The following is a 19,062-nucleotide window of genomic DNA, read 5'->3' as shown; positions in this document are numbered from 1 at the left end:
CAGTCTTAACGAATCCTTAACGCCGCTACTTTCGGCGGGCACTGGACCCTGACGGGGTGTGGCCCGTGTGTTGCGCACACCTCCGGACTGGAGGGGTGTGTGAAGGTCTTCCTTGGCCGTTCGGGTGCTTGTATGCTGTGGATCGGAGAGCCGGGAAGCCTGGTCGGCCCGTGGGCAATGCCTGCGGAACGCCCTCGGCGACCGCCTCGGGTGTTCGCGTGATGACCTGAGGAGCGGCCGGCTCATGAATGCAGCAACACAACCTGTCATCGAGACCTTGGGTCTTGTTAAGGATTTCGGCAGGACACGGGCACTGGACGGCCTGAACCTGAGCGTCGCCGCTGGCGAAATCCACGGTTTTCTGGGCCCCAACGGTGCGGGGAAATCCACCACCCTGAGGGTTCTTCTGGGGCTGATCCGCCCCACCGCCGGCACGGCACGGGTGTTCGGCCTGGATCCCTGGGCCGACCCGGTCGCCACGCACCGGGACATCGCCTACGTCCCGGGCGATGTGAGTCTGTGGCCGAACCTTTCCGGCGGGGAAGTCATCGATCTGCTCACCGGCCTGCGCGGCGGCGCCGACGGGAATCTGCGCCGGGAGCTCATCGAGGAGTTTGAGTTCGAGCCGCGGAAGAAGGCCCGGACCTACTCGAAAGGCAACCGGCAGAAAGTCGCCCTGATCGCCGCGTTCGCCCGCCCTGCCCGGTTGTATCTGCTGGATGAGCCCAGCGCCGGCCTGGACCCGGTGATGGACGCCGTGTTCCGTCGCCACATCGAACGTGTCAGCAGGGGCGGGGCGACCGTTCTGCTCTCCAGCCACATTCTCAGCGAGGTCGAACAGCTCTGTGACCGAATCACTATCATTCGGTCCGGTGCCGCGGTCGAGACCGGAACCCTGAGTGAACTCCGGCACCTGAAACGCACGCATTTCCGGGTCACCGGGCTGGCCGAGCCGGCACGTCTGGCGGGGCTGCCCGGCATGCACGGAATCAGCATTGACGGCGCCGCTGCCGAGTTCGACGCCGACGCCGCGGATCTCGGTGCTGTCCTTGCCGGCATCGCCGAGCCAGGGATCAGCGGACTCAGCGTCGCACCGCCTTCGCTGGAGTCTTTGTTCCTGCGCCACTACAGTGACGGCAACGGCCGGAAGGTGCTGTGATGCACGGCGTGCTGCGGCTGGCATTGTTCCAGACCCGCAGGGACCGGGTGACGCTGCCGGTCTGGATCCTCAGTATCACGCTGCTCGGCTTTGCGACCTCCAGTGCGGTTGTCACGCAATTTGGTGACGAGCCCTCGCAGGCAGCGATCCTGACCCTGGCAGCATCGAACCCGGCGTTTCTTTTCCTCCGCGGACTGCCCGACGGCACCGGCGTCGGGGCGGTCGTATTCTTCCAGGGCTATGCGTTCACGGCCGTCCTCGCGGGACTGATGAGCACTTTCCTGGTGGTGCGGCACACCCGCACCGATGAGGAGCTCGGACGGGCTGAACTCCTCGGCTCGGTCCCGCTTCCGCGGGCGGCATCACTGGCCGCGACGCTTCTCCTGGGCGCGGCGGCGAATCTGCTCTTGGCCGTGTTTGTTGCCGCCGGTTTCGTCGCGGCCGGGCTGGAACCTCCCGGTGCCGCGGGGGCCGGTGCCGCTGTCGGTGCTGTCGGTGTCTTCTTTGTGGGTCTCGCCGCGGTCATCGCCCAGGTCCTGCCCTCGGGCAGGAGCGCGAACGGCGCCGCCGCAGGCCTGGTGGGGGCTGCGTATCTGCTCCGGGGTGTCGGGGACGCGCTGGGGACCCCGGCGGCGGACCTGCTTCACGTGAGCAGCGCCTGGCCCTCGGTCCTGTCCCCCATCGGCTGGGGCCAGCGGGTACGGCCGTTCACCAGTTCGGACCTGTCCGCGCTGCTGGTCCTTCTCGCTGCCGCGCTGGTCTTGGCAACTGCTGCAGTGCTGATCCGGCAACGGCGGGATGTGGGCGCCAGCATTTTGCCCCAGCGCGACGGCAGGGAGCGCGCCGGAGCCGGGGGTACCTCGTTCGTGGGCCTGGCCTGGCGCCTGCAACGCTCCACCCTGGCCGGATGGTCAGTCGGGGCCGCGGTGTTGGGTGCCGTGGCCGGCGCTCTTGGCCCTCTGGTCTCCGAGACGATCTCCAGTGTGGCGCCCCTGCGGGACCTGATTTCCCGGCTCATGCCGGGCGGGCAGACCGGACTCATTGACGTGTTTGTCACGGCCCTGCTCGGCGTAGCCGGGGTGTTCGCGGCGGCTGCAGGCATTCAGGCGGTGCTGCGGATGCGCGCGGAAGAGATTGAGGGCAGGGCCGAACTGCTCCTCGCCGCTCCGCTATCCCGGGGCCGGTGGCTCGGAGCGAACCTGTTCGTCGCGGCTCTTTCGGCGGTCGTTGTTTCAGGAACGGCTGGCGTCTCTGCCGCCATCGGCCTGGGACTCTCGGGCACCGCCAACGGACCTGCAGGGTCTGTGGTGCCGGCAGCGCTGGCGCACGTTCCCGCTGCCTTCGTGTTCCTGGCGGCGGCCTCCGTGGTCTTCGCGTTCGCACCGCGGCTTAGTGTTCTGCTCGGTTGGGGGATGCTTGCGGCCGGACTTGTTCTGGGCGAATTCGGGGAGCTCTTCGGGCTGCCGGTATGGCTACAGGACGTGAGCCCGTTCCGGCACTCCTCGGCCATGCCCGTGGAGCCCTTCGATCCGGCCGGGGCGCTGGGCTTGGCCGTCATCGCTGCCGCGTTGGCGGCCCTGGCCACGTACGTGATCCAGCGGCGGGACCTGACCGCGTGAAATTCATCGTGTGCGTGTTTTCCCACCGCCGGATGAAAGGGACCGGTTGCTTCAGTGGGCGCCACCGAGTTTGCCGCTAAGGCGTTAGCGCATGAGGCTGCTGGCGTCGGCAGGCAGGAGAGCGAACGCGAAATAAGGATGGCACCGCAGTCGCGATTTACCACCCGGTGGCATCGCCACTTGGGCGCGCGTCCACGCCTCAGGCATCCACGCCACCGTCGCCGGCGTGCTCCTGGGATTCGCCGTCCCGGTCATCCGGTCACAGATCAGCAGCGGGCCCGACGCCGGCCCGGGCCTGGCAGAAACCTTCGAGCACCGCTTCCGCCCCATCTCTGCCGGCCTCGCCGTGCCAATCTTCGCGTTCTTCCTCCGCGGGCGTCGCCGTCGGAGGCTGGGACGGCCTGACATCAGCGCTGACCGACCCGGTCGCCGTCGGCATCATCCTTGCCCTTGTCCTGGGCAAACCCCTCGGCCTCCACGGAACCACCTGGATTCTCAAGAAGGCACCCCGGGCAAGACTGGACGACTCCCTTAAATGGATCGACATCTTCGGAGTCTCTGTCCTCGCGGGCATCGGATTCACCGTTCCCTGCTCGTGGCCGAACTAAACTTTGGTCACGGAAACATTCATGACGACCATGCCAAAGTCGGCGTCCTCACCGCATCCCTCATAGCTGCACTTCTGGCCGCCGCGGTACTCAGCACCAGGAACCGGCAATATCGGCTGGCACAAGCCGAAGAAGAAATCGACTCCGACCACGACGGCATCCTCGACGTCTACCATCAGGACCACAGGTCCTGACTCCAACGCAGCACGGTTTCCGTGGGTATGTCCGGACGGAGCTCAGGGTTGGAAGCGGTAGCCGATGCCGGATTCGGTCAGGAGGTGGCGGGGGTTACCGGGTTCGGGTTCGAGCTTTCGGCGGAGCTGGGCCATGTAGACCCGGAGATAGTTGGCTTCCTTCCCGTAGGCGGCCCCCCACACTTCGGACAGCAGCTGTTGCTGGGTGATGAGTTTCTCGGGATTGCACACCAGAAGCTCAAGGATGTTCCATTCGGTGGGTGTCAGGCTCACATCCTTTCCGTCGCGGAGGACACGGTGCAAGGCCAGGTCCACGGTGAACGCGTCGGTGGTGATGACCGGCGTTTCGTCAGGTTCAAGGCTGCGGCGCAGCAGGGCGCGGAGGCGGGCGAGCAGCTCATCGAATCCGAACGGTTTGGTGATGTAGTCGTCCGCGCCGGCGTCCAGGGCTTGGACCTTGTCGTTGGAACCGTGCCGGGCGGAAAGGACAAGGATTGGCACGCCGCTCCACTTCCGCAGACGCGTGATGACTGTGGTTCCGTCGATGTCCGGCAGGCCGAGGTCGAGGATGACGACATTGACCGGGTGTTGGGCCGCTGAAACAAGTGCGGATTCACCGTCCGGTGCGGTGGAGACGGTATAGCCGTTTGCACGAAGAGTAATCCCCAGTGCGCTCCGGATGTGGGCGTCGTCGTCCACCACGAGTACGTTGTTCATGGTGTCTGCTTCCGGACGGGGAGGGGTGAGGTGTGCTGCCGTCGCAGCAGCGCGGTCTGTGCTCTTATCGGCGACTGTGCACCGTCGTCGGTGAAGGCTACGCCGGTGGAGAGCGGCAGGCGGATCACCATCGTGAGCCCGCCGCCGGGTGTCTGTTCGGCGGTGAGTGTGCCGCCCATCGCTTCGGTGAAGCCTTTGGCCACGGCCAGGCCGAGTCCGACCCCAGTGGCCGCCGGGACGTCGTCGAGCCGTTGGAACGGTTGGAACATTTGCACGACGCTTTCGGCGGGGACGCCCTGGCCGTGGTCGATGATGCGCAGTTCCCCTGCCGGCTGCCCTGCCAGTGTGGTGGTGCTGAGTCCGCCGGCGGCGCCGACCAGGACGATGTCGGAATCCGGGGCGTATTTGACAGCGTTTTCCACGATGTTGGCAATGACCCGTTCGAGCATTCCCGGGTCGGCATCCACTTCGGGCATGTTGGGCGGCAGGTCGACCCGGACCCTGCCGGCCGAGATGCCGTGCAGGGCTGGCTGGATGACTTCGTACCAGCGGATGTCCCGGATCAGCGGGTTCACCGAGTCCGAGGTAATCCGGGACATGTCAAGGAGGTTGCCCACCAAGGCGTCGAGCCGGTCCGAGCACTCATCGATGGTGGCGAGCAGTTCTTGTTCCTCTTCGGCGGTGTAGTGGATGTTGGGCTGTCTGAGGCCGCCGACTGCCAGTTTGATGCCGGCCAGCGGTGTGCGCAGGTCGTGGGAGACTGCACGGAGGATGGAGGTGCGCATGGTGTTGCTTTCGGCCAGGCGGAGGACTTCGCGGCGGCTCGCCGCGAGTTGGCGGCGTTCGAGCTGGGCTGCGAGTTGGACACCGAACGCGCCGAGCAGGCGCCGGTCGGCGGCCGGCAGGACCCTGCCTGAGAGGACCAGGCGGGTCCCCGGATTCACCTCTTCGATGTTCTGGCCTTCGTCCGGCCCAGTGGCGGCGCTATCCCCTGCGTGTGCGACGAGCCGCCAGCCGCTGTCAGCGCCGTCGGCAGCCGCGTTGCTCTCGGAGGCGCTGCCCGACCGGGTGAAGAGGGCCGCGCCGCGTACCTGGAACACGTCCAGCGCCTGCTCGAGCAACCCCTTGACCGTGTCCTCGGCCCTGAAGGCCCCGCGTGTCAGATCACCCAGGGTTGCGGCCTCCGCCCGCGCCCGGGCAGCTTCCTTCGAGCGGCGGGCCGAAACGTCCACAACAGCTGCCACGGCTGCGGAGACGCCGACGAACACCAGGAGTGCGAGGATGTTCTGCGGGTCGCTGATGGTAAGAGTCCCGACCGGCGGAGTGGAGAAGAAGTTCACCAGGAGGCTGCTCCAGAGCGCTCCGAGCAGTGCCGGCCACAGCCCGCCGACCAGTGCGACGGCAATCGATCCGGTGAGCTGGATCAGGACCGCCGTCGCAACATTCTGGTCCGGGTTCAAAGCCAGAAGCAGCTGCAGCAGCACCGGAAGGATGACTGCCATAGCGAAGCCGACGGACACCCGGACGCGTCCGAGGTCCCGTTCCCGTGGATGGTCGACGCCGCGCCCGCCGAGCGAATGGGAGACCATGTGCACATCGATGTCTCCGGAGTCCCTGACCACCCGGTTGCCGATCCCGCCGCCGCCGAACAGTCTGCTGAGGTTGCTGTGGCGGGAGACACCGACGACGATCTGGGTGGCGTTGACGCTGCGGGCGAATGCCAGCAGGGCACTGGCCGGGTCTTCTCCGGCGACGGTGTGGTAGCTTCCGCCAAGGTCCCGGATCAGCTGCCGCTGGGCCTCGAGGGCCTGCGGGGACTCTGCGGCGACGCCGTCCGCGGCCCGCACATGGACAGCGAGCAGGTCCCCGCCGCTGACACGCTTGAGGATTCTGGCGGCCCGTCGGATCAGAGCCTCGCCTTCTGGCCCGCCGGTGAGGCCGATGACAATCCGTTCGCGGGCCGGCCAGCTGGCCTCGATCCCCTGCTCGGCACGGTATTTAGCCAGGCCCTCATCGACCCTGTCGGCGAGCCAGAGCAGGGCAAGCTCCCGCAGCGCGGTGAGGTTGCCGAGGCGGAAGTAGTTCGACAGGGCGGCGTCGATCTTCTCGGCGGCATAGATTTTTCCGTCACCGAGTCGTTGGCGGAGCAGCTCCGGGGAAATGTCCACCAGGTGGATCTGATCAGCCCGCCGGACAATGTCATCGGGCACGGTCTCGGCCTGCCGGACATCGGTGATGGCAGTGACGACGTCGCCGAGGGATTCCAGGTGCTGGATGTTGACGGTGGACAGGACATTGATGCCTGCGTTGAGGAGTTCCTCTATGTCCTGCCAGCGCTTCGGATGACGGCTGCCGGGGATGTTGGAGTGCGCGTATTCGTCCACGATCGCGGTGCCGGGTCGGCGCGCCAGGACGGCGTCCAGGTCCATCTCTTCGAACTCGGTGCCCCGGTACGGGAGTCGCCGGGGCGGGATGACGTCGAGCCCGTCGAGCAGGGCGCGTGTGTCGGCGCGGCCGTGGTCCATCGCAAAGGCGACGACAACATCCTCCCCGCGTCCGGCCAGACGGTGGCCCTCCTCGAGCATGGCGTAGGTCTTGCCGACGCCTGGTGCCGCCCCTAGGAAGATCCGCAGCGTTGCCCGTGCCATTAGGTCATTCTTTCACTTGGACTGCACCGCGGAGGCCAGGTCCAAGTTCAGTTCGGTGACGTTCACGGACGGCTGTCCGAGGAACGCCTCCGGGCCTGAGCTGGTGCGCCGGTCGACCATGGCCTGGACCGCTTCGGGGCTAAGGCCGCTGGCGGCGGCGACCCTGGGCACCTGGATCCGGGCGTAGCCCGGGGAGATGTCCGGGTCCAGCCCGGATCCGCTGGCTGTCACGGCATCCGCGGGGACTTCGGCTTCGCTGATGCCTTCTGCCTCGGCAATGGCTGACCGGTTGGCGGTGACGGTGTCGATCAGCTTGGGATCGTTGGGGCCAAGGTTGCTGGGCGAGGAGGACGCCGGGTCCCACTTCACGGCCGAGGGTCGGGCGTGGAACCATTTCGGGTCCTGGATGCCGGTATCGTCGGCGGAGACCTGTGCCAGCAGTGCCGAAGCTGCGGGCCTGCCGTCTGGGCCTTTCAGAATGGAGCCGTTGGCCTGGTACGGGGCTATGGCCTGCCCGATGCCGAAGATCGCCAGCGGATAGACCAGTCCGAGAACCACGGTGGCAAGAATGAGGAACCGCAGGGCCGCTCCGGCCTGGCGGAGGTAACCGGTGAGAGTTTTCATGGGGAGGTTCCTAGCCAATGCCGGGGATGAGGGAAATGAGCACGTCGATGATCTTGATGCCGATGAACGGTGCGATGAGCCCGCCGAGCCCGAAGATCAGCAGGTTCCGGCCCAGCGCCTGGTTGGCGGACACGGCCCGGTACTTCACTCCGCGCAGGGCCAGCGGCACCAAGGCAATGATGATCAGGGCGTTGAAGATCACCGCGGACAGGATGGCCGAGGACGGGGTAGCCAGGCCCATGATGTTCAGCAGCCCCAGCCCGGGGAAGGCGGCTGTGAACAGTGCCGGGACGATTGCGAAGTACTTGGCGACGTCGTTCGCGACCGAGAACGTGGTGAGCGCGCCGCGGGTGATGAGCAGCTGCTTGCCGATGCCCACGATGTTGATGAGCTTGGTGGGGTCGGAGTCGAGGTCCACCATGTTGGCCGCTTCCTTGGCCGCCGGGGTGCCGGAGTTCATCGCGACGCCGACGTCGGCGGCCGCCAGGGCGGGGGCGTCGTTGGTGCCGTCCCCTGTCATGGCCACGAGCCGTCCCTGAGCATGTTCCTTTTTGATGACGGCGAGTTTGTCTTCGGGGGTGGCTTCAGCGACGAAGTCATCGACGCCGGCCTCGGCGGCGATCGCCTTCGCAGTGATGGGGTTGTCACCGGTGATCATCACCGTCCGGATGCCCATCTTTCGCAGTTCGGCGAACCGGGCGTGCATGCCGGGCTTGACGACGTCGGCCAGATGGACCGTTCCGAGGACCTCGGCGCGGCTGGACGCGCTGATCCGGGCGACCAGCAGGGGGGTGCCGCCCTCGGCGGAGATCTCCCGTACCCTGAAGTCCACCTCGGCCGGGGTCTGGCCGCCGGCCTCTTCAACGAACGCTGCTACCGCGGATGCGGCACCCTTGCGGATCTGCCTGCCGTCAACATCCAGCCCGCTCATCCGGGTGCTGGCGCTGAACTCGACCACCACAAACGCGCCGGAGGTCTTTCGGAGTGCGGCCAGATCAGGCCCGGTCACTCCCTTGTCCGCGGCGAGATCCACGATCGAGCGTCCCTCGGGGGTTTCATCGGCCAGGCTGCAGAGCCGGGCCGCTTCGATGAGTTCGGTCCGCTCCACGTTATTGGCGGGGAAGAAATTAACGGCACGCCGGTTGCCGTAGGTTATGGTGCCGGTCTTGTCCAGCAGCAGGGTGGTGATGTCCCCGGCGGTCTCCACGGCCCGGCCGGAGGTGGCCAGCACGTTGTGCTGGACCAGGCGGTCCATGCCGGCGATGCCGATCGCCGGAACCAGGGCCCCGATGGTGGTGGGGATCAGGCACACCAGCAGCGCGACCAGCACGATCGGCGACGGCGTGGCACCGGCAAGGGATGCGAACGGTGCCAGGGACATGGTGACGATGAGGAACACGATCGTCAGGGAGACCAGCAGCACGTGCAAGGCGATTTCGTTGGGGGTTTTCTGCCGCACGGCGCCCTCGACGAGCTTGATCATCCGGTCGATGAACGTCTGGCCCGTCTCGGCGGTGATGCGGACGGCGATGCGGTCCGAGAGGACCCTGGTGCCGCCCGTGACGGAGGAGCGGTCGCCGCCGGATTCGCGGATGACCGGGGCCGATTCGCCGGTGATGGTCGATTCGTCAACACTGGCCAGACCCTCGATGATTTCACCGTCCGAGGGGATGACGTCCCCGGCCTCGCAGATCACCACATCGTTGAGCCGCAGCTCCGTGCCGGGGACGTCCCTGGTGCTGCCGTCGGGCAGCCGCAGCCTGGCGTGCACGCCTTTGCGGCTGGCCCGCAGGCTGTCGGCCTGGGCTTTGCCCCGGCCCTCGGCGATGGCTTCCGAGAGGGTGCCGAACAGGACGGTGAGCCACAGCCACGCCGTGACAGCGATGCCGAACACCGACGGCCGGACGGCGCTGATCAGAGTGGACAGGGCAGCCCCGACGAGCACGGTGAACATGACCGGGGAATGGATCATTTGCCGCGGTGCGAGCTTCCGGACTGCGACCGGGAGTGCGGCCGCGACGGTGGTGAGCGTCAGCTTCGCCGGGGCCTTGGTGTGGTGTTTGTGCTCCCCGGGGGTGCCGAGGGGGTTGCCGTCGGCGTAGGTTTCGGCGGCGGCGGTGGTGTCCGTCCGGGACGGGGTCATTTGAGGAGTCCTTCTGCGAGGGGCCCGAGGGCAAGGGCCGGGAAGTAGCTGAGCGCGGTCAGTACGACCGTCACGCCCAGGAGCAGCGAGCCGAACAGCCATCCGTGCGTCGGAACGGTTCCGGCCGACGCCGGGATGCGTTGTTGCCGGGCGAGGGAGCCGGCCAGGGCCAACACCAGCGCAATGGGCAGGAAGCGGCCCAGCAGCATGGCGATGCCCATCATGACCGACAGGTACGGGCCGGAGGTGGTGATGCCGCCGAACGCCGAGCCGTTGTTGTTCGCCCCGGAGGTGAAGGCGTAGAGCATTTCACTGAACTGGTGCGGGCCCGAGGACGGGGCGTTGGCCACAACGTCCGGCAGCAGGACTGAGATGCCGGCCAGTGCCAGCACCAGGGCCGGGGTGACCAGGATGTACAGGGCCGTGAGTTTCATTTCACTCGGGCCGATCTTTTTCCCCAGGTATTCCGGGGTGCGCCCGACCATGAGCCCGGCGATGAAAACGGAGATGATGGACAGGATCAGCATGCCGTACAGCCCGGAGCCCGTCCCGCCGGGGGCAACCTCCCCAAGCATCATGTTCACCATCGCCACCCCGCCTGCCATCGGCGGCAGGGAATCATGGGCGGTGTTCACGGCGCCGGTGGAGGTCAAAGTGGTGGAGGCGGCGAAGATCGCGCCCGGCACCGGCCCGAAGCGCTGCTCGAATCCTTCCCCGAGGCCACCGGCGGCCGCCGTCGCAGTTCCCTGCCCGGAGGCCACCGCCCAACCCATCAGGGAAACGGAGGCCAGCCACAGCGAGCCCATAACGGCGGCAACGGTGAAGCCCTGCCGCTGATCGCCCACTATGCGGCCGTAAGCGTACGGCAGGGCCGAGGGGATCAGCAGCAGCAGGAAGACCTGGAACAGGCTGATGAACACGTTCGGGTTCTCAAACGGGTGGGCGGAGTTGGCGTTGAAATAGCCGCCGCCGTTGGTTCCGAGCTCCTTGATGGCTTCCTGGGACGCGACGGGCCCACCGGGAATTGTCTGGCTGATCCCGGACGCCTGGTTGACGACGTCGGTGGACCAGAAATTCTGCACCACCCCGCCGAGGACCATCACGATGGCTGCGGCGGCCGCCATCGGCAGCAGGACACGGAACGAGGTCCGGGCGAGGTCGACCCAGAAGTTTCCCAGCCTGTCGGTCCGGGTGCGGGCTATGCCACGGATCAGGGCGACGGCGACGACGATGCCGACGGCGGCGGAGAGGAAGTTCTGTACGGCCAAAAGGCACATCTGCACGAACATCCCGACCGTGGCCTCCGGGGCGTAGGTCTGCCAGTTGGTGTTGGTGACGAACGAAATCGACGTGTTCATCGCCACCCAGGGGTCAACCCCGGCCAGACCGTTGCTGCCCGGGAGGGCGCCTTGGAGCCGCTGGAGCAGGAACACCGCCAGGATTGAGACGGCGGAGAACACCAGGACGCTACGCAGATAAACGGACCAGGTCTGCTCGGTCCCGGCGTCGACGCCGGCGAGCCGGTAGAACATCCGCTCCGCCCTGGTTGAGGTCTTCCCCTCGAAAACCCGGACCAGATACACCCCGAGCGGCTTGTGCAGGGCGGCCAAGGCCACGACTAGGGCGGCCACCTGGATGAGGAACGAGGCAGCGTTGAAGTTCACTGGATCCTCACCATTTTTCCGGGTGGATGAGAACGGCCAGCAGATAGCCCAGCAGGGACAGGCCTGCGATCAGCAGCACAGTCCACATGATGGCATCAGCATTCACTGGTCCGTCACCCGCCCATCACGGGCACCGCCAACCATCCCGGTCAGGAGCTGACCGACCCACATCACGAAACCCATGGACACCACAAAAATGCCCAGAACAGCCAGATCGGCCACGACACGTTCCTTTCATCTGCCCGCAAAATTTTCTGCGGGATAGGCCCAGTCAACCCCCGGACCGATGTGAAAGAGTCGTGAAAAAGCCGTCCCTAACGAATTCTTAACGCGGCAGGGCTGAATCTTGACGGCTTCTTAACGCCTACGGTGAATCCGGTGTCGGGTGGATGCAACCCGGTCCGCACGGCCTTTCGCCGTTCCGCATTCGCCCCGGTGTCAAGGACTCGGCGTTAAGGATTCGCGAAGATCGGCGACAATCCCCGGGAAATTCCTTCCACCGGATCTGGCGCATCCTGCGCCGGAACCATTCATCCAAACCCCGGAGTGTCTTCGGGGTATCAGCCAGACGGAAATATCCCATCCAGCCGCGGATATAGCGGTTCAGCAGTTGGATGCGCTCCCCCATCGAGATGCTCCACTTCCGCGAGGTGAGCTGCTTGATCCGCGTCTTCACCCGTTTCAGGGCTTTCGGCGCGACCCGCAGCTTCACCCCGGAAGCGGTGAAGAAGAAGGCATAGCCCAGCAATGTAGCTACGTTTGCCGGACCGACCTTCGACTTCTCCCGGTTCACCCTCAGTTTCAGGTCCTGCTCCAGTATTTTCGTGCACTGGTCCAGCACCCGTCCGGCTGCCCGTTTGCTCTTGACGAAGACCCTGATGTCATCGGCGTACCGGACGAACCGGTGGCCGCGCGACCACATCAGCTGGTGAAAGTCATCGAGCATAATGATGTTGCTCAGCAACGGGTAAAGCGGCGATCCCTGCGGGGTGCCTTCCTCCGTCGGCTGTTTCACACCATTAGCCATGATCCCGCTCCAAGATAGGAGCGGATCAGGCGAAGCAGCCGCTTGTCCTTCACTTTCCGCGCAACACAGGCCATCAAAGCGTCGTGGTTGACCCGATCGAAGAATCCAAATCAACCTCGATCACCCACTTATAGCCCTGCTCAATCACGGTCGGGCGACCCGGACCGCGTCATGGGCACTCTTGTTCGGCCGGAACCCGTACGAGACCGGCACGAACCCCGGGTCAAAGACCGGGACCAGCACCTGCGCGATTGCCTGCTGGATCAACCGATCCAGCACGGCCGGCACGCCCAGCTTCCGCTCACCGCCGTCAGGTTTGGGAATCATCACCTGACGCACCGGCAGCGGACGGTACGTGCCCGCATCAAGGTCTTCCCTGACCGCCTCCCAGTGTCCTAAACACCACGAAGGAGCTCGTCCGTACACAGTCCGTCAGCACCAGGGGCGCCCCGGTTCGCCTCGACACGGCGTAACGCAGCCAACAGGTTCTCCCGCGAGAACACCAGTTCCCACAGGCCCTCCTTCTGGCCGCTGACAGTATTACCGGCACGCGCCGGGACATCACTACGCTCAGGCAGGGGCCCTCTCGGATTCACCGATACCTCCACACTGCTCTGGCCCGCGCACGGCGGGATGGCTGCGGTCAACGTAATGTCCACGAGCAATGCCCGTTCAACATGTCATCTCCCAACGTTCGGCCCTTCCCGGCAATCTTGCGATTCCCGCCGGTACTACGGCCTCGGCTGACTCCTGCCCCGTCAGACCAACACTCACGGCTGATCCGCTCCAGCGTGCATATCGAGCGCTGGCGCACCGGGACAGATCTCCCCGGATAAGAACATTTACTTTCCCCCTGCCGCCGCCGCATTTACACACCGGCCGTTTCGGTGGAACGGGCTTCAGCTTCGCGTGCAGCCTTACCCCGACCGGCATGCCTTCTATGCGGTTCGTGTCCCTCGGTGCAGGGATTTGCCTCCGGCTTCCTTCCCACCCCACCTCACGGTGACGCAGTTGCCATTGGCTAGGGGTTAAACCACCTTCTTCTCCAGAGGACTTTCACCTCCAAGCAAATTCCCATGCCGGGCGTACACGTCGAAGGCCTGCCCCTCGGGGAGGGGCAGGCCTTCGTGACCCAGCAACTGCCGGTCGATACGCACCATCCTCACTGCTGCCTCCCGAATGGCCCCGACACGTAACCGGTGGCGCCTGTCGTGAGGGAGACAGTAGCGGAGTGCTGCAATTTAGGGAATGAGAAGACACTCCCTGAATTTCAGAGGTGGAGATGGGGGGAATTGAACCCCCGTCCGATGTTGTGTTGCCAGGACTTCTCCGGGCGCAGTTTGCTTCGGGTTTTCTTGGCCCCAGCCATCCTGCAAACAGGTGGCTGACCCGGGCCCAGCCGTCTAAATGTCCCGAATACCCCAACGGCGAAGGTATCCAGCAGTGGCTCTCTTAATGACGCCAGCATCCGGGGCGAGAGCATCCCCGGGCTGACGGACTTGCAACGCTACTTAGGCAGCGAGTGCGAAGTCAGTGCGCTTAGATTCGGCACTTATTGGTTTGCAGAGAGCGTTTCCGAGATAACTCTGCATCCTCGGCCCGCTTCCCCTGGCGCGACTAACATCGTCGAAACCTGTCATCCCCGTATGTAGTTATCAAAATAACCATGTGTGCCGGCCAGTTACCTGTCCGGACCATCCAGTGTAACCCATCCCCGCAGCTGTCTATTCCCTCATTATTCTAGCCAGCATGCCCGGGCGAGATTACTCTCGAACCATGGTTGTGCGTGCAGCGGAGGGCACACCGTCGGGAGCGAGTTTCATCTCGGCTACATTCGGCATCGAGGAAGAATTCCTGCTGATGGATCCCCGGTCGGCACAGCCGGTGCCCACGGGGCCGGCGGTGCGGGCTGCCCTGCGCCTGGACACCAACCCGGACTGGGTCAGCACCGAGTTGCTGGACTGCCAGGTGGAGACCGCCACGCCGGTATGCCACACGCTGGCCGAAGCGGCCGAGGCCCTGCTGGACTTCCGCCGGGATTTGGCCCACAGCGCGGTCTCAACCGGGGCAGCCGCGGCCGGAATCGGGGTGATTTTCGACGCCGATCTGCGCCCGGCGTCCGTGACCGACACTCCCCGCTACCGCGGTATTGCCGAACGGGCACCGGCGCTGGTCGCCGACCAGTACGTCACCGGCATGCACATCCACGTTGAAGTGCCGGACCCCGAGGTGCGGCTGCAGGTACTTAACCGGCTGCGGCCCTGGCTGCCCTTGCTGACCGCGGTCGCGGCCAACTCGCCGTTCTGGCGGCATGCGGACAGCGGCTTCGCCAGCTGGCGGACCATCCTGTACCGACGGTGGCAGATCCAGGGGTGTCCGCCGTACTTTGCCGACCTGCACGATTACCGCGTCCGCGTGCGGCAGCTGTATGCCTCCGGGGTGGCGCCGGACCCGGGGCATCTCTCCTGGGTCGCGCGACTTTCGGACCAGTTCCCCACTATCGAAATCCGGGCCTCCGACAGCCAGCTCACGGCGGCTGACAGCGTGCTGCTGGCCGGACTCGCCCGGGCGCTCGTAGCCACCGAAGAGGCCGCCGCCGTCGCGGGGCGACCGTCCGCCAACCACTTCCCCGAGCACCTGGATGTGGCACTCTGGCAGGCCGCCCGATTCGGGCTGTCAGACAAACTGGTGCATCTCGACTCGGCCACCCTCTGGCCCGCTTTTGACGTCCTGGAGTTGCTGCTCCGGCACATCGACGACGCCTTGGAACAACATGGGGACCGCGGCTGGGTGCATGAGCAGTGCGCCCGGCTGCGCCTGGAGGGCAACGGCGCGCAGCGCCAGCGGGCGGCGCTGGCTAGCGGAGGCTTGGCAGCGTGGCTCGATTTGGTGGGCCGGTCCATCACGGCAGGCTGACGTTGCCGGAGCACCAAGGGTCCGCCCCGGCATGACCGCGGCTCCTGCGGGTTAGGCCCCGCGGTTCTTTTCCCGCATGACGCGCAGGGCCTCGCGGTTGTCCTGCTTCTCGCGCAGCGTCTGCCGCTTGTCGTAATCCTTCTTGCCGCGACCCACGCCGATCTCGACTTTGGCCAGGCCGTCATTGAAATACAGCTGCAGCGGCACAATGGTGTAGCCGGACTCCCGGGTCTGGCGTGCGATCTTCTCCAGCTCGGCCCGGTGCAGCAACAGCTTCCGGCGGCGCCGGGCGGCGTGGTTCGTCCAGCTCCCGTTGAGGTATTCCGGGATATAGACGGACTCCAGGTACAGCTCGTCGTTGTAGAAGATGGCGAAGCCGTCCACCAGCGAGGCACGGCCCTCGCGCAGGGACTTCACTTCTGTTCCCATCAAGGCCATCCCGGCCTCGTAGGTATCCATGATGTGGTAGTCGTGCCGGGCCTTTCGATTGGTGGCCACTACCTTTCGGCCACTTTCTCTGGGCACGGGGTAACTCCTTCGTCGTCGGAACGTTCCATTATAACGGCGCCGCGGGGATTAGTCCCGCGGCGCCCGCTCCAGCCGGAGCTTTAGAGCAAGTTCAGCGGATTCACGAAGTCGGCATTCAGGATGGTTTCGAAGTGAAGGTGGCACCCGGTGGAGTTGCCGGTGCTGCCCACATAGCCGATCAGTTGTCCCTGCCCAACCTGCTGGCCCGCATACACCACGTACTTGTTCAGATGGTAGTAGTTCGTGTCCAGCACGTTCCCCGCCACCCAGCCGTGGCTGATCGTCACGCTGTTGCCGCCGCCCCAGACCGAGCCGTCGGCGCGCTCCACCGTGCCGGCGGCCGGTGCATAGACCGGAGCGTTGCAGCCGGGTCCGTAATCGATCCCGCTGTGCAGATAGCCGCCGGTGCCGAAAAAGTCGATGGTGCCGGGCGGGGTGCTCCGCCAACCGAACCCGGAGGTGATGACCCCGCTGGTTGGGGCGATCAATCCAAAGGACGACGGCGAAGAGGTGGCCGGCTTTGGCGGCTTGACCTTGGGAATGATCTGCGGCACCGGCTGGCCGTTGTTCCGCGCCGCCTGCTGGGCCGCCTTGATCCGGGCCTGCTCGCGTTCCCACGCCTCCTGGGCCTTGCGCTGCTCTTCGGCTTCTCGCCGGGCCTTCTCCTCCGCCTCGCGGCGCAGCCGTTCCTGCCGCTCCTTGATCTGCGCGAGCACCTGCTGCTGGGCCTGCTCGGACTTGGCCAGCTCCTGCTCGATCTCCGGCTTCCGGGCCTGCAGGCTGTCCGACAGCGCCGAGGTCTCGGAAATCAGCTGGTCGACCTTCTGCTTCTCGGCCGCGGCCTCGTCGCGGGCGGTCTGTTCCGCCGCCAGCGCGTCCTCGGCCTGTGCCTTCAGGTCCCGGATTTCTTCTTCCACGGCCTCCAGCCGGGCCTGGGAGTTCACGTTGGTGGCGTTCTGCTGGGACAGCTTGTTCAGCGCCGCGTTCTGGCTGCGCAGCGCCTGGTCGGCCAGGTCGATGGTGCTGGCCAGGCTCGCGTCGCCGTCGGATCCGAAGAACAGCGACAGGTTGGACGGCACGCCGCCCTGTTTGTAGGCCTGGGTGGCAATCTGGCCGATGACCTTCTTGGTCTCTTTGAGCTCTTCGGCGTCGCTGGCCAGCTGCTGGTTGATCTTGTCCTTGGTCTGCAGTGCCAGGTCCACGCGCTGCGCCAGGGCGGCCACCTTGTTGGCGGCCGTTTCCACCCGGCCCTCGGCCTCGGAGAGCTTCTGCTGGGCTCCGGGCAGCCGGCTCTGGTACTCCTTAAGTTCCTTAACCGTCTCCACAATGTCCGCGTCAAGGAACTCCAGCGAATGCTCGATCTCCTCGATTTCCTGTTCCAGCGCCGCCTTGCGGTCGTCGAGCTCGTCGGCCTGGGCCGGTCCGGCAGAGCCCAGCGAGAAGGCGAGCAGAGCCGCCATGGCTGCACTCAGAATCCCCTGCGGAAGACATTTCTTCCGCGGCGTTGAACGGCTCACAGCCTGGCTCCCCATTGTCAAGTTCTGCTCACGTTTCATGATTCTAGACCTTCAGGTAGCGGCGCAGGGTCAGGAGGGACGATATTCCTGCAAGGACAGCCCCCAACAGCACCAGCGCGGGGCCGATGACCAGCATGGTGCTGGAGGAAATGAATGCGGTATCCGGGTACTGGCTGGCAAGCCAGTCACCGATGAAGAAGTGCGCCACGGCCCACAGGGTGACCGAGGCCAGCAAGGCCCCGACCACGGCGGCGATCACGCCTTCCAGCACGAACGGAAGCTGGATCACCGCCTTCGAGGCCCCAACCAGGCGCATGATGCCGGTTTCCCGCCGACGGCTGAAGGCCGAGAGCCTGATGGTGGTGGCGATCAGCAGGATGGCGCAGACAATCATGATGACGGCGATGCCCACCGCCACCAGCGAGGCAATGTTCATGACGTTGAAGACCTTTTCCAGGATCTCGCGCTGGTCCACCACCACCTCCACGCCGGGCAGCGAGGAGAAGATCTCGTTGATGACCTCATACTTCTGCGGATCTACCAGGGAGATGCGGAAGGATTCCGGCAGCTGGTCGGCGGTCACCGAATCAACAATCGGCGAATTCGCGAACTGGTCGCGGAAGTGGCCCAGCGCATCCTCCTGCGATTCGTACAGGTAGGTGTCCACGTACTGCTCCACCGCCGGACTGGTCAGCGTAGCCTCGATCTCGGCGCGCTGTTCATCCGTCACCGGGCCGGACGCGCAACTGGCCGCCGTCGACGTGTCAACACACAGGAAGACGGCCACCTGGACCTTGTCGTACCAGTAGCCCTTCATCTGGTTGATCTGCATCTGCAGCATGCCGGCGGCGCCCACGAAGGTGAGCGAAATGAACGTCACCAGCACCACGGAGACCACCATGGACAGATTCCGGCGCAGGCCGGACCCGATTTCACCGAGGATAAAAGCCAGTCTCATTTGGCCTCCTCCGGCTCGCCGAGGTAGATGCCTTCGGCCTGGTCCCGGACCAGCACGCCGTCGCGCAGTTCGATCACACGCTTGCGCATTTCGTTCACGATCACGTTGTCATGCGTGGCCATCACCACGGTGGTGCCGTTCTGGTTAATCCGGTCCAGCACCTTCATGATGCCCAACGAGGTGGTGGGATCCAGGTTGCCCGTGGGTTCGTCGGCCAGCAGGATCCCGGGCTTGTTCACCACGGCCCGTGCGATGGCAACGCGCTGCTGCTCGCCGCCGGAGAGTTCGTGCGGCATGCGGTGGTCTTTGCCTTCCAGACCCACTGTCTTGAGCACCTCGGGCACCGTCTCGCGGATCACGGCACGACTGCGTCCGATCACCTGCATGGCAAATGCCACGTTCGCGAAAACCGTCTTGTTCGGCAACAGCCGGAAGTCCTGGAACACCACCCCGATGCCGCGGCGCAGTTTGGGCACGCGCCAGCTGGGAATGTTGGCCACATTCTGGCCGGCGACGTAGACCGCGCCGCGGGTGGCACGGTCTTCTTTCAGAACCAGCCGGATGAACGTTGATTTTCCGGACCCGGAGGAGCCGACCAAGAACGCGAAGTCCCCGCGGTCGATCTCCAGGCTGATCCTGTCCAGGGCAGGACGCGAGTTCTGATCGTAGATCTTCGTGACGGTATCGAATCGAATCATGACTACTTTGTGCCTCAGTGCCGAGGACGAGGGCCTGTGCTT

At 65.4% G+C, this 19,062-nt stretch carries 15 protein-coding genes, 1 other RNA gene and 1 pseudogene; 4 read left to right on the top strand and 13 right to left on the bottom strand.

What is annotated here, in order from left to right; all coding sequences use genetic code 11:
• The first annotated feature begins 244 nt into the window (after positions 1 to 244).
• From MNQ99_RS07375 to MNQ99_RS07365, 3 genes and pseudogenes are all read left to right on the top strand, one after another.
• On the top strand, positions 245 to 1,159 hold the full coding sequence (locus MNQ99_RS07375) for an ABC transporter ATP-binding protein (protein WP_241914978.1): 915 nt from the start codon (positions 245 to 247) through the stop codon (positions 1,157 to 1,159).
• Positions 1,159 to 2,778 (top strand): ABC transporter permease, encoded by a 1,620-nt coding sequence (locus MNQ99_RS07370; protein WP_241914977.1) that lies wholly within the window; start codon positions 1,159 to 1,161, stop codon positions 2,776 to 2,778. Before MNQ99_RS07375 ends, MNQ99_RS07370 begins: the two co-directional genes overlap by 1 nt.
• A 157-nt stretch (positions 2,779 to 2,935) precedes the next feature.
• Positions 2,936 to 3,580, top strand: a pseudogene (locus MNQ99_RS07365) (Na+/H+ antiporter NhaA); the annotation flags it as partial.
• A gap of 42 nt (positions 3,581 to 3,622) precedes the next feature.
• On the opposite strand, the gene MNQ99_RS07360 reads toward MNQ99_RS07365, so the two are convergent.
• The 9 genes from MNQ99_RS07360 to ssrA all read right to left on the bottom strand — a co-directional run bounded on the left by MNQ99_RS07360 (position 3,623) and on the right by ssrA (position 14,047).
• The gene (locus MNQ99_RS07360) at positions 3,623 to 4,297 is read right to left on the bottom strand and encodes a response regulator (protein WP_241914976.1); all 675 of its coding nucleotides are present in this window, start codon (positions 4,295 to 4,297) and stop codon (positions 3,623 to 3,625) included.
• On the bottom strand, positions 4,294 to 6,945 hold the full coding sequence (locus MNQ99_RS07355; RefSeq protein ID WP_241914975.1) for a DUF4118 domain-containing protein: 2,652 nt from the start codon (positions 6,943 to 6,945) through the stop codon (positions 4,294 to 4,296). Before MNQ99_RS07355 ends, MNQ99_RS07360 begins: the two co-directional genes overlap by 4 nt.
• Before the next feature lie 12 nt (positions 6,946 to 6,957).
• Complete coding sequence (locus MNQ99_RS07350; RefSeq protein WP_241914974.1) at positions 6,958 to 7,569, bottom strand: potassium-transporting ATPase subunit C; 612 nt, start codon at positions 7,567 to 7,569, stop codon at positions 6,958 to 6,960.
• A 10-nt stretch (positions 7,570 to 7,579) separates the two neighbouring features.
• Positions 7,580 to 9,712, bottom strand: coding sequence for a potassium-transporting ATPase subunit KdpB (kdpB, locus tag MNQ99_RS07345; RefSeq protein WP_241914973.1), 2,133 nt, complete (start codon positions 9,710 to 9,712; stop codon positions 7,580 to 7,582).
• The gene (kdpA, locus tag MNQ99_RS07340) at positions 9,709 to 11,376 is read right to left on the bottom strand and encodes a potassium-transporting ATPase subunit KdpA (protein ID WP_241914972.1); all 1,668 of its coding nucleotides are present in this window, start codon (positions 11,374 to 11,376) and stop codon (positions 9,709 to 9,711) included. Before kdpA ends, kdpB begins: the two co-directional genes overlap by 4 nt.
• A 7-nt stretch (positions 11,377 to 11,383) precedes the next feature.
• Positions 11,384 to 11,482, bottom strand: a complete 99-nt coding sequence (locus tag MNQ99_RS07335) for a potassium-transporting ATPase subunit F (RefSeq protein ID WP_241914971.1) — start codon at positions 11,480 to 11,482, stop codon at positions 11,384 to 11,386.
• 258 nt (positions 11,483 to 11,740) lie between these two features.
• The gene (locus MNQ99_RS07330) at positions 11,741 to 12,340 is read right to left on the bottom strand and encodes a group II intron maturase-specific domain-containing protein (protein ID WP_241914970.1); all 600 of its coding nucleotides are present in this window, start codon (positions 12,338 to 12,340) and stop codon (positions 11,741 to 11,743) included.
• A 207-nt stretch (positions 12,341 to 12,547) separates the two neighbouring features.
• The gene (locus MNQ99_RS07325) at positions 12,548 to 12,730 is read right to left on the bottom strand and encodes a reverse transcriptase domain-containing protein (protein WP_241914969.1); all 183 of its coding nucleotides are present in this window, start codon (positions 12,728 to 12,730) and stop codon (positions 12,548 to 12,550) included.
• A gap of 947 nt (positions 12,731 to 13,677) precedes the next feature.
• Positions 13,678 to 14,047, bottom strand: a transfer-messenger RNA (tmRNA) gene (gene ssrA / locus MNQ99_RS07320).
• A gap of 132 nt (positions 14,048 to 14,179) precedes the next feature.
• Here ssrA and MNQ99_RS07315 point away from each other — a divergent pair.
• The gene (locus tag MNQ99_RS07315; RefSeq protein WP_241914968.1) at positions 14,180 to 15,319 is read left to right on the top strand and encodes a carboxylate-amine ligase; all 1,140 of its coding nucleotides are present in this window, start codon (positions 14,180 to 14,182) and stop codon (positions 15,317 to 15,319) included.
• A gap of 51 nt (positions 15,320 to 15,370) precedes the next feature.
• Here MNQ99_RS07315 and smpB read toward each other — a convergent pair whose 3' ends face one another.
• The 4 genes from smpB to ftsE all read right to left on the bottom strand — a co-directional run bounded on the left by smpB (position 15,371) and on the right by ftsE (position 19,020).
• Positions 15,371 to 15,844, bottom strand: a complete 474-nt coding sequence (smpB, locus tag MNQ99_RS07310) for an SsrA-binding protein SmpB (protein ID WP_241914967.1) — start codon at positions 15,842 to 15,844, stop codon at positions 15,371 to 15,373.
• A gap of 83 nt (positions 15,845 to 15,927) precedes the next feature.
• Positions 15,928 to 17,307, bottom strand: a complete 1,380-nt coding sequence (locus MNQ99_RS07305) for a M23 family metallopeptidase (RefSeq protein ID WP_241914966.1) — start codon at positions 17,305 to 17,307, stop codon at positions 15,928 to 15,930.
• A 100-nt stretch (positions 17,308 to 17,407) separates the two neighbouring features.
• Complete coding sequence (gene ftsX, locus MNQ99_RS07300) at positions 17,408 to 18,322, bottom strand: permease-like cell division protein FtsX (RefSeq protein ID WP_241914965.1); 915 nt, start codon at positions 18,320 to 18,322, stop codon at positions 17,408 to 17,410.
• Positions 18,319 to 19,020 carry a cell division ATP-binding protein FtsE gene (gene ftsE / locus MNQ99_RS07295; protein ID WP_127511401.1) on the bottom strand — a complete coding sequence of 234 codons (702 nt, stop codon included), beginning with the start codon at positions 19,018 to 19,020 and terminating at the stop codon, positions 18,319 to 18,321. The genes ftsX and ftsE overlap by 4 nt, the downstream gene beginning before the upstream one ends.
• Positions 19,021 to 19,062: the final 42 nt, after the last annotated feature.

Source organism: Arthrobacter sulfonylureivorans (genome assembly GCF_022637435.1).
GTDB classification, from domain to species: Bacteria; Actinomycetota; Actinomycetes; order Actinomycetales; family Micrococcaceae; genus Crystallibacter; species Crystallibacter sulfonylureivorans.
This window is presented reverse-complemented; position numbering and strand designations above follow the sequence as displayed.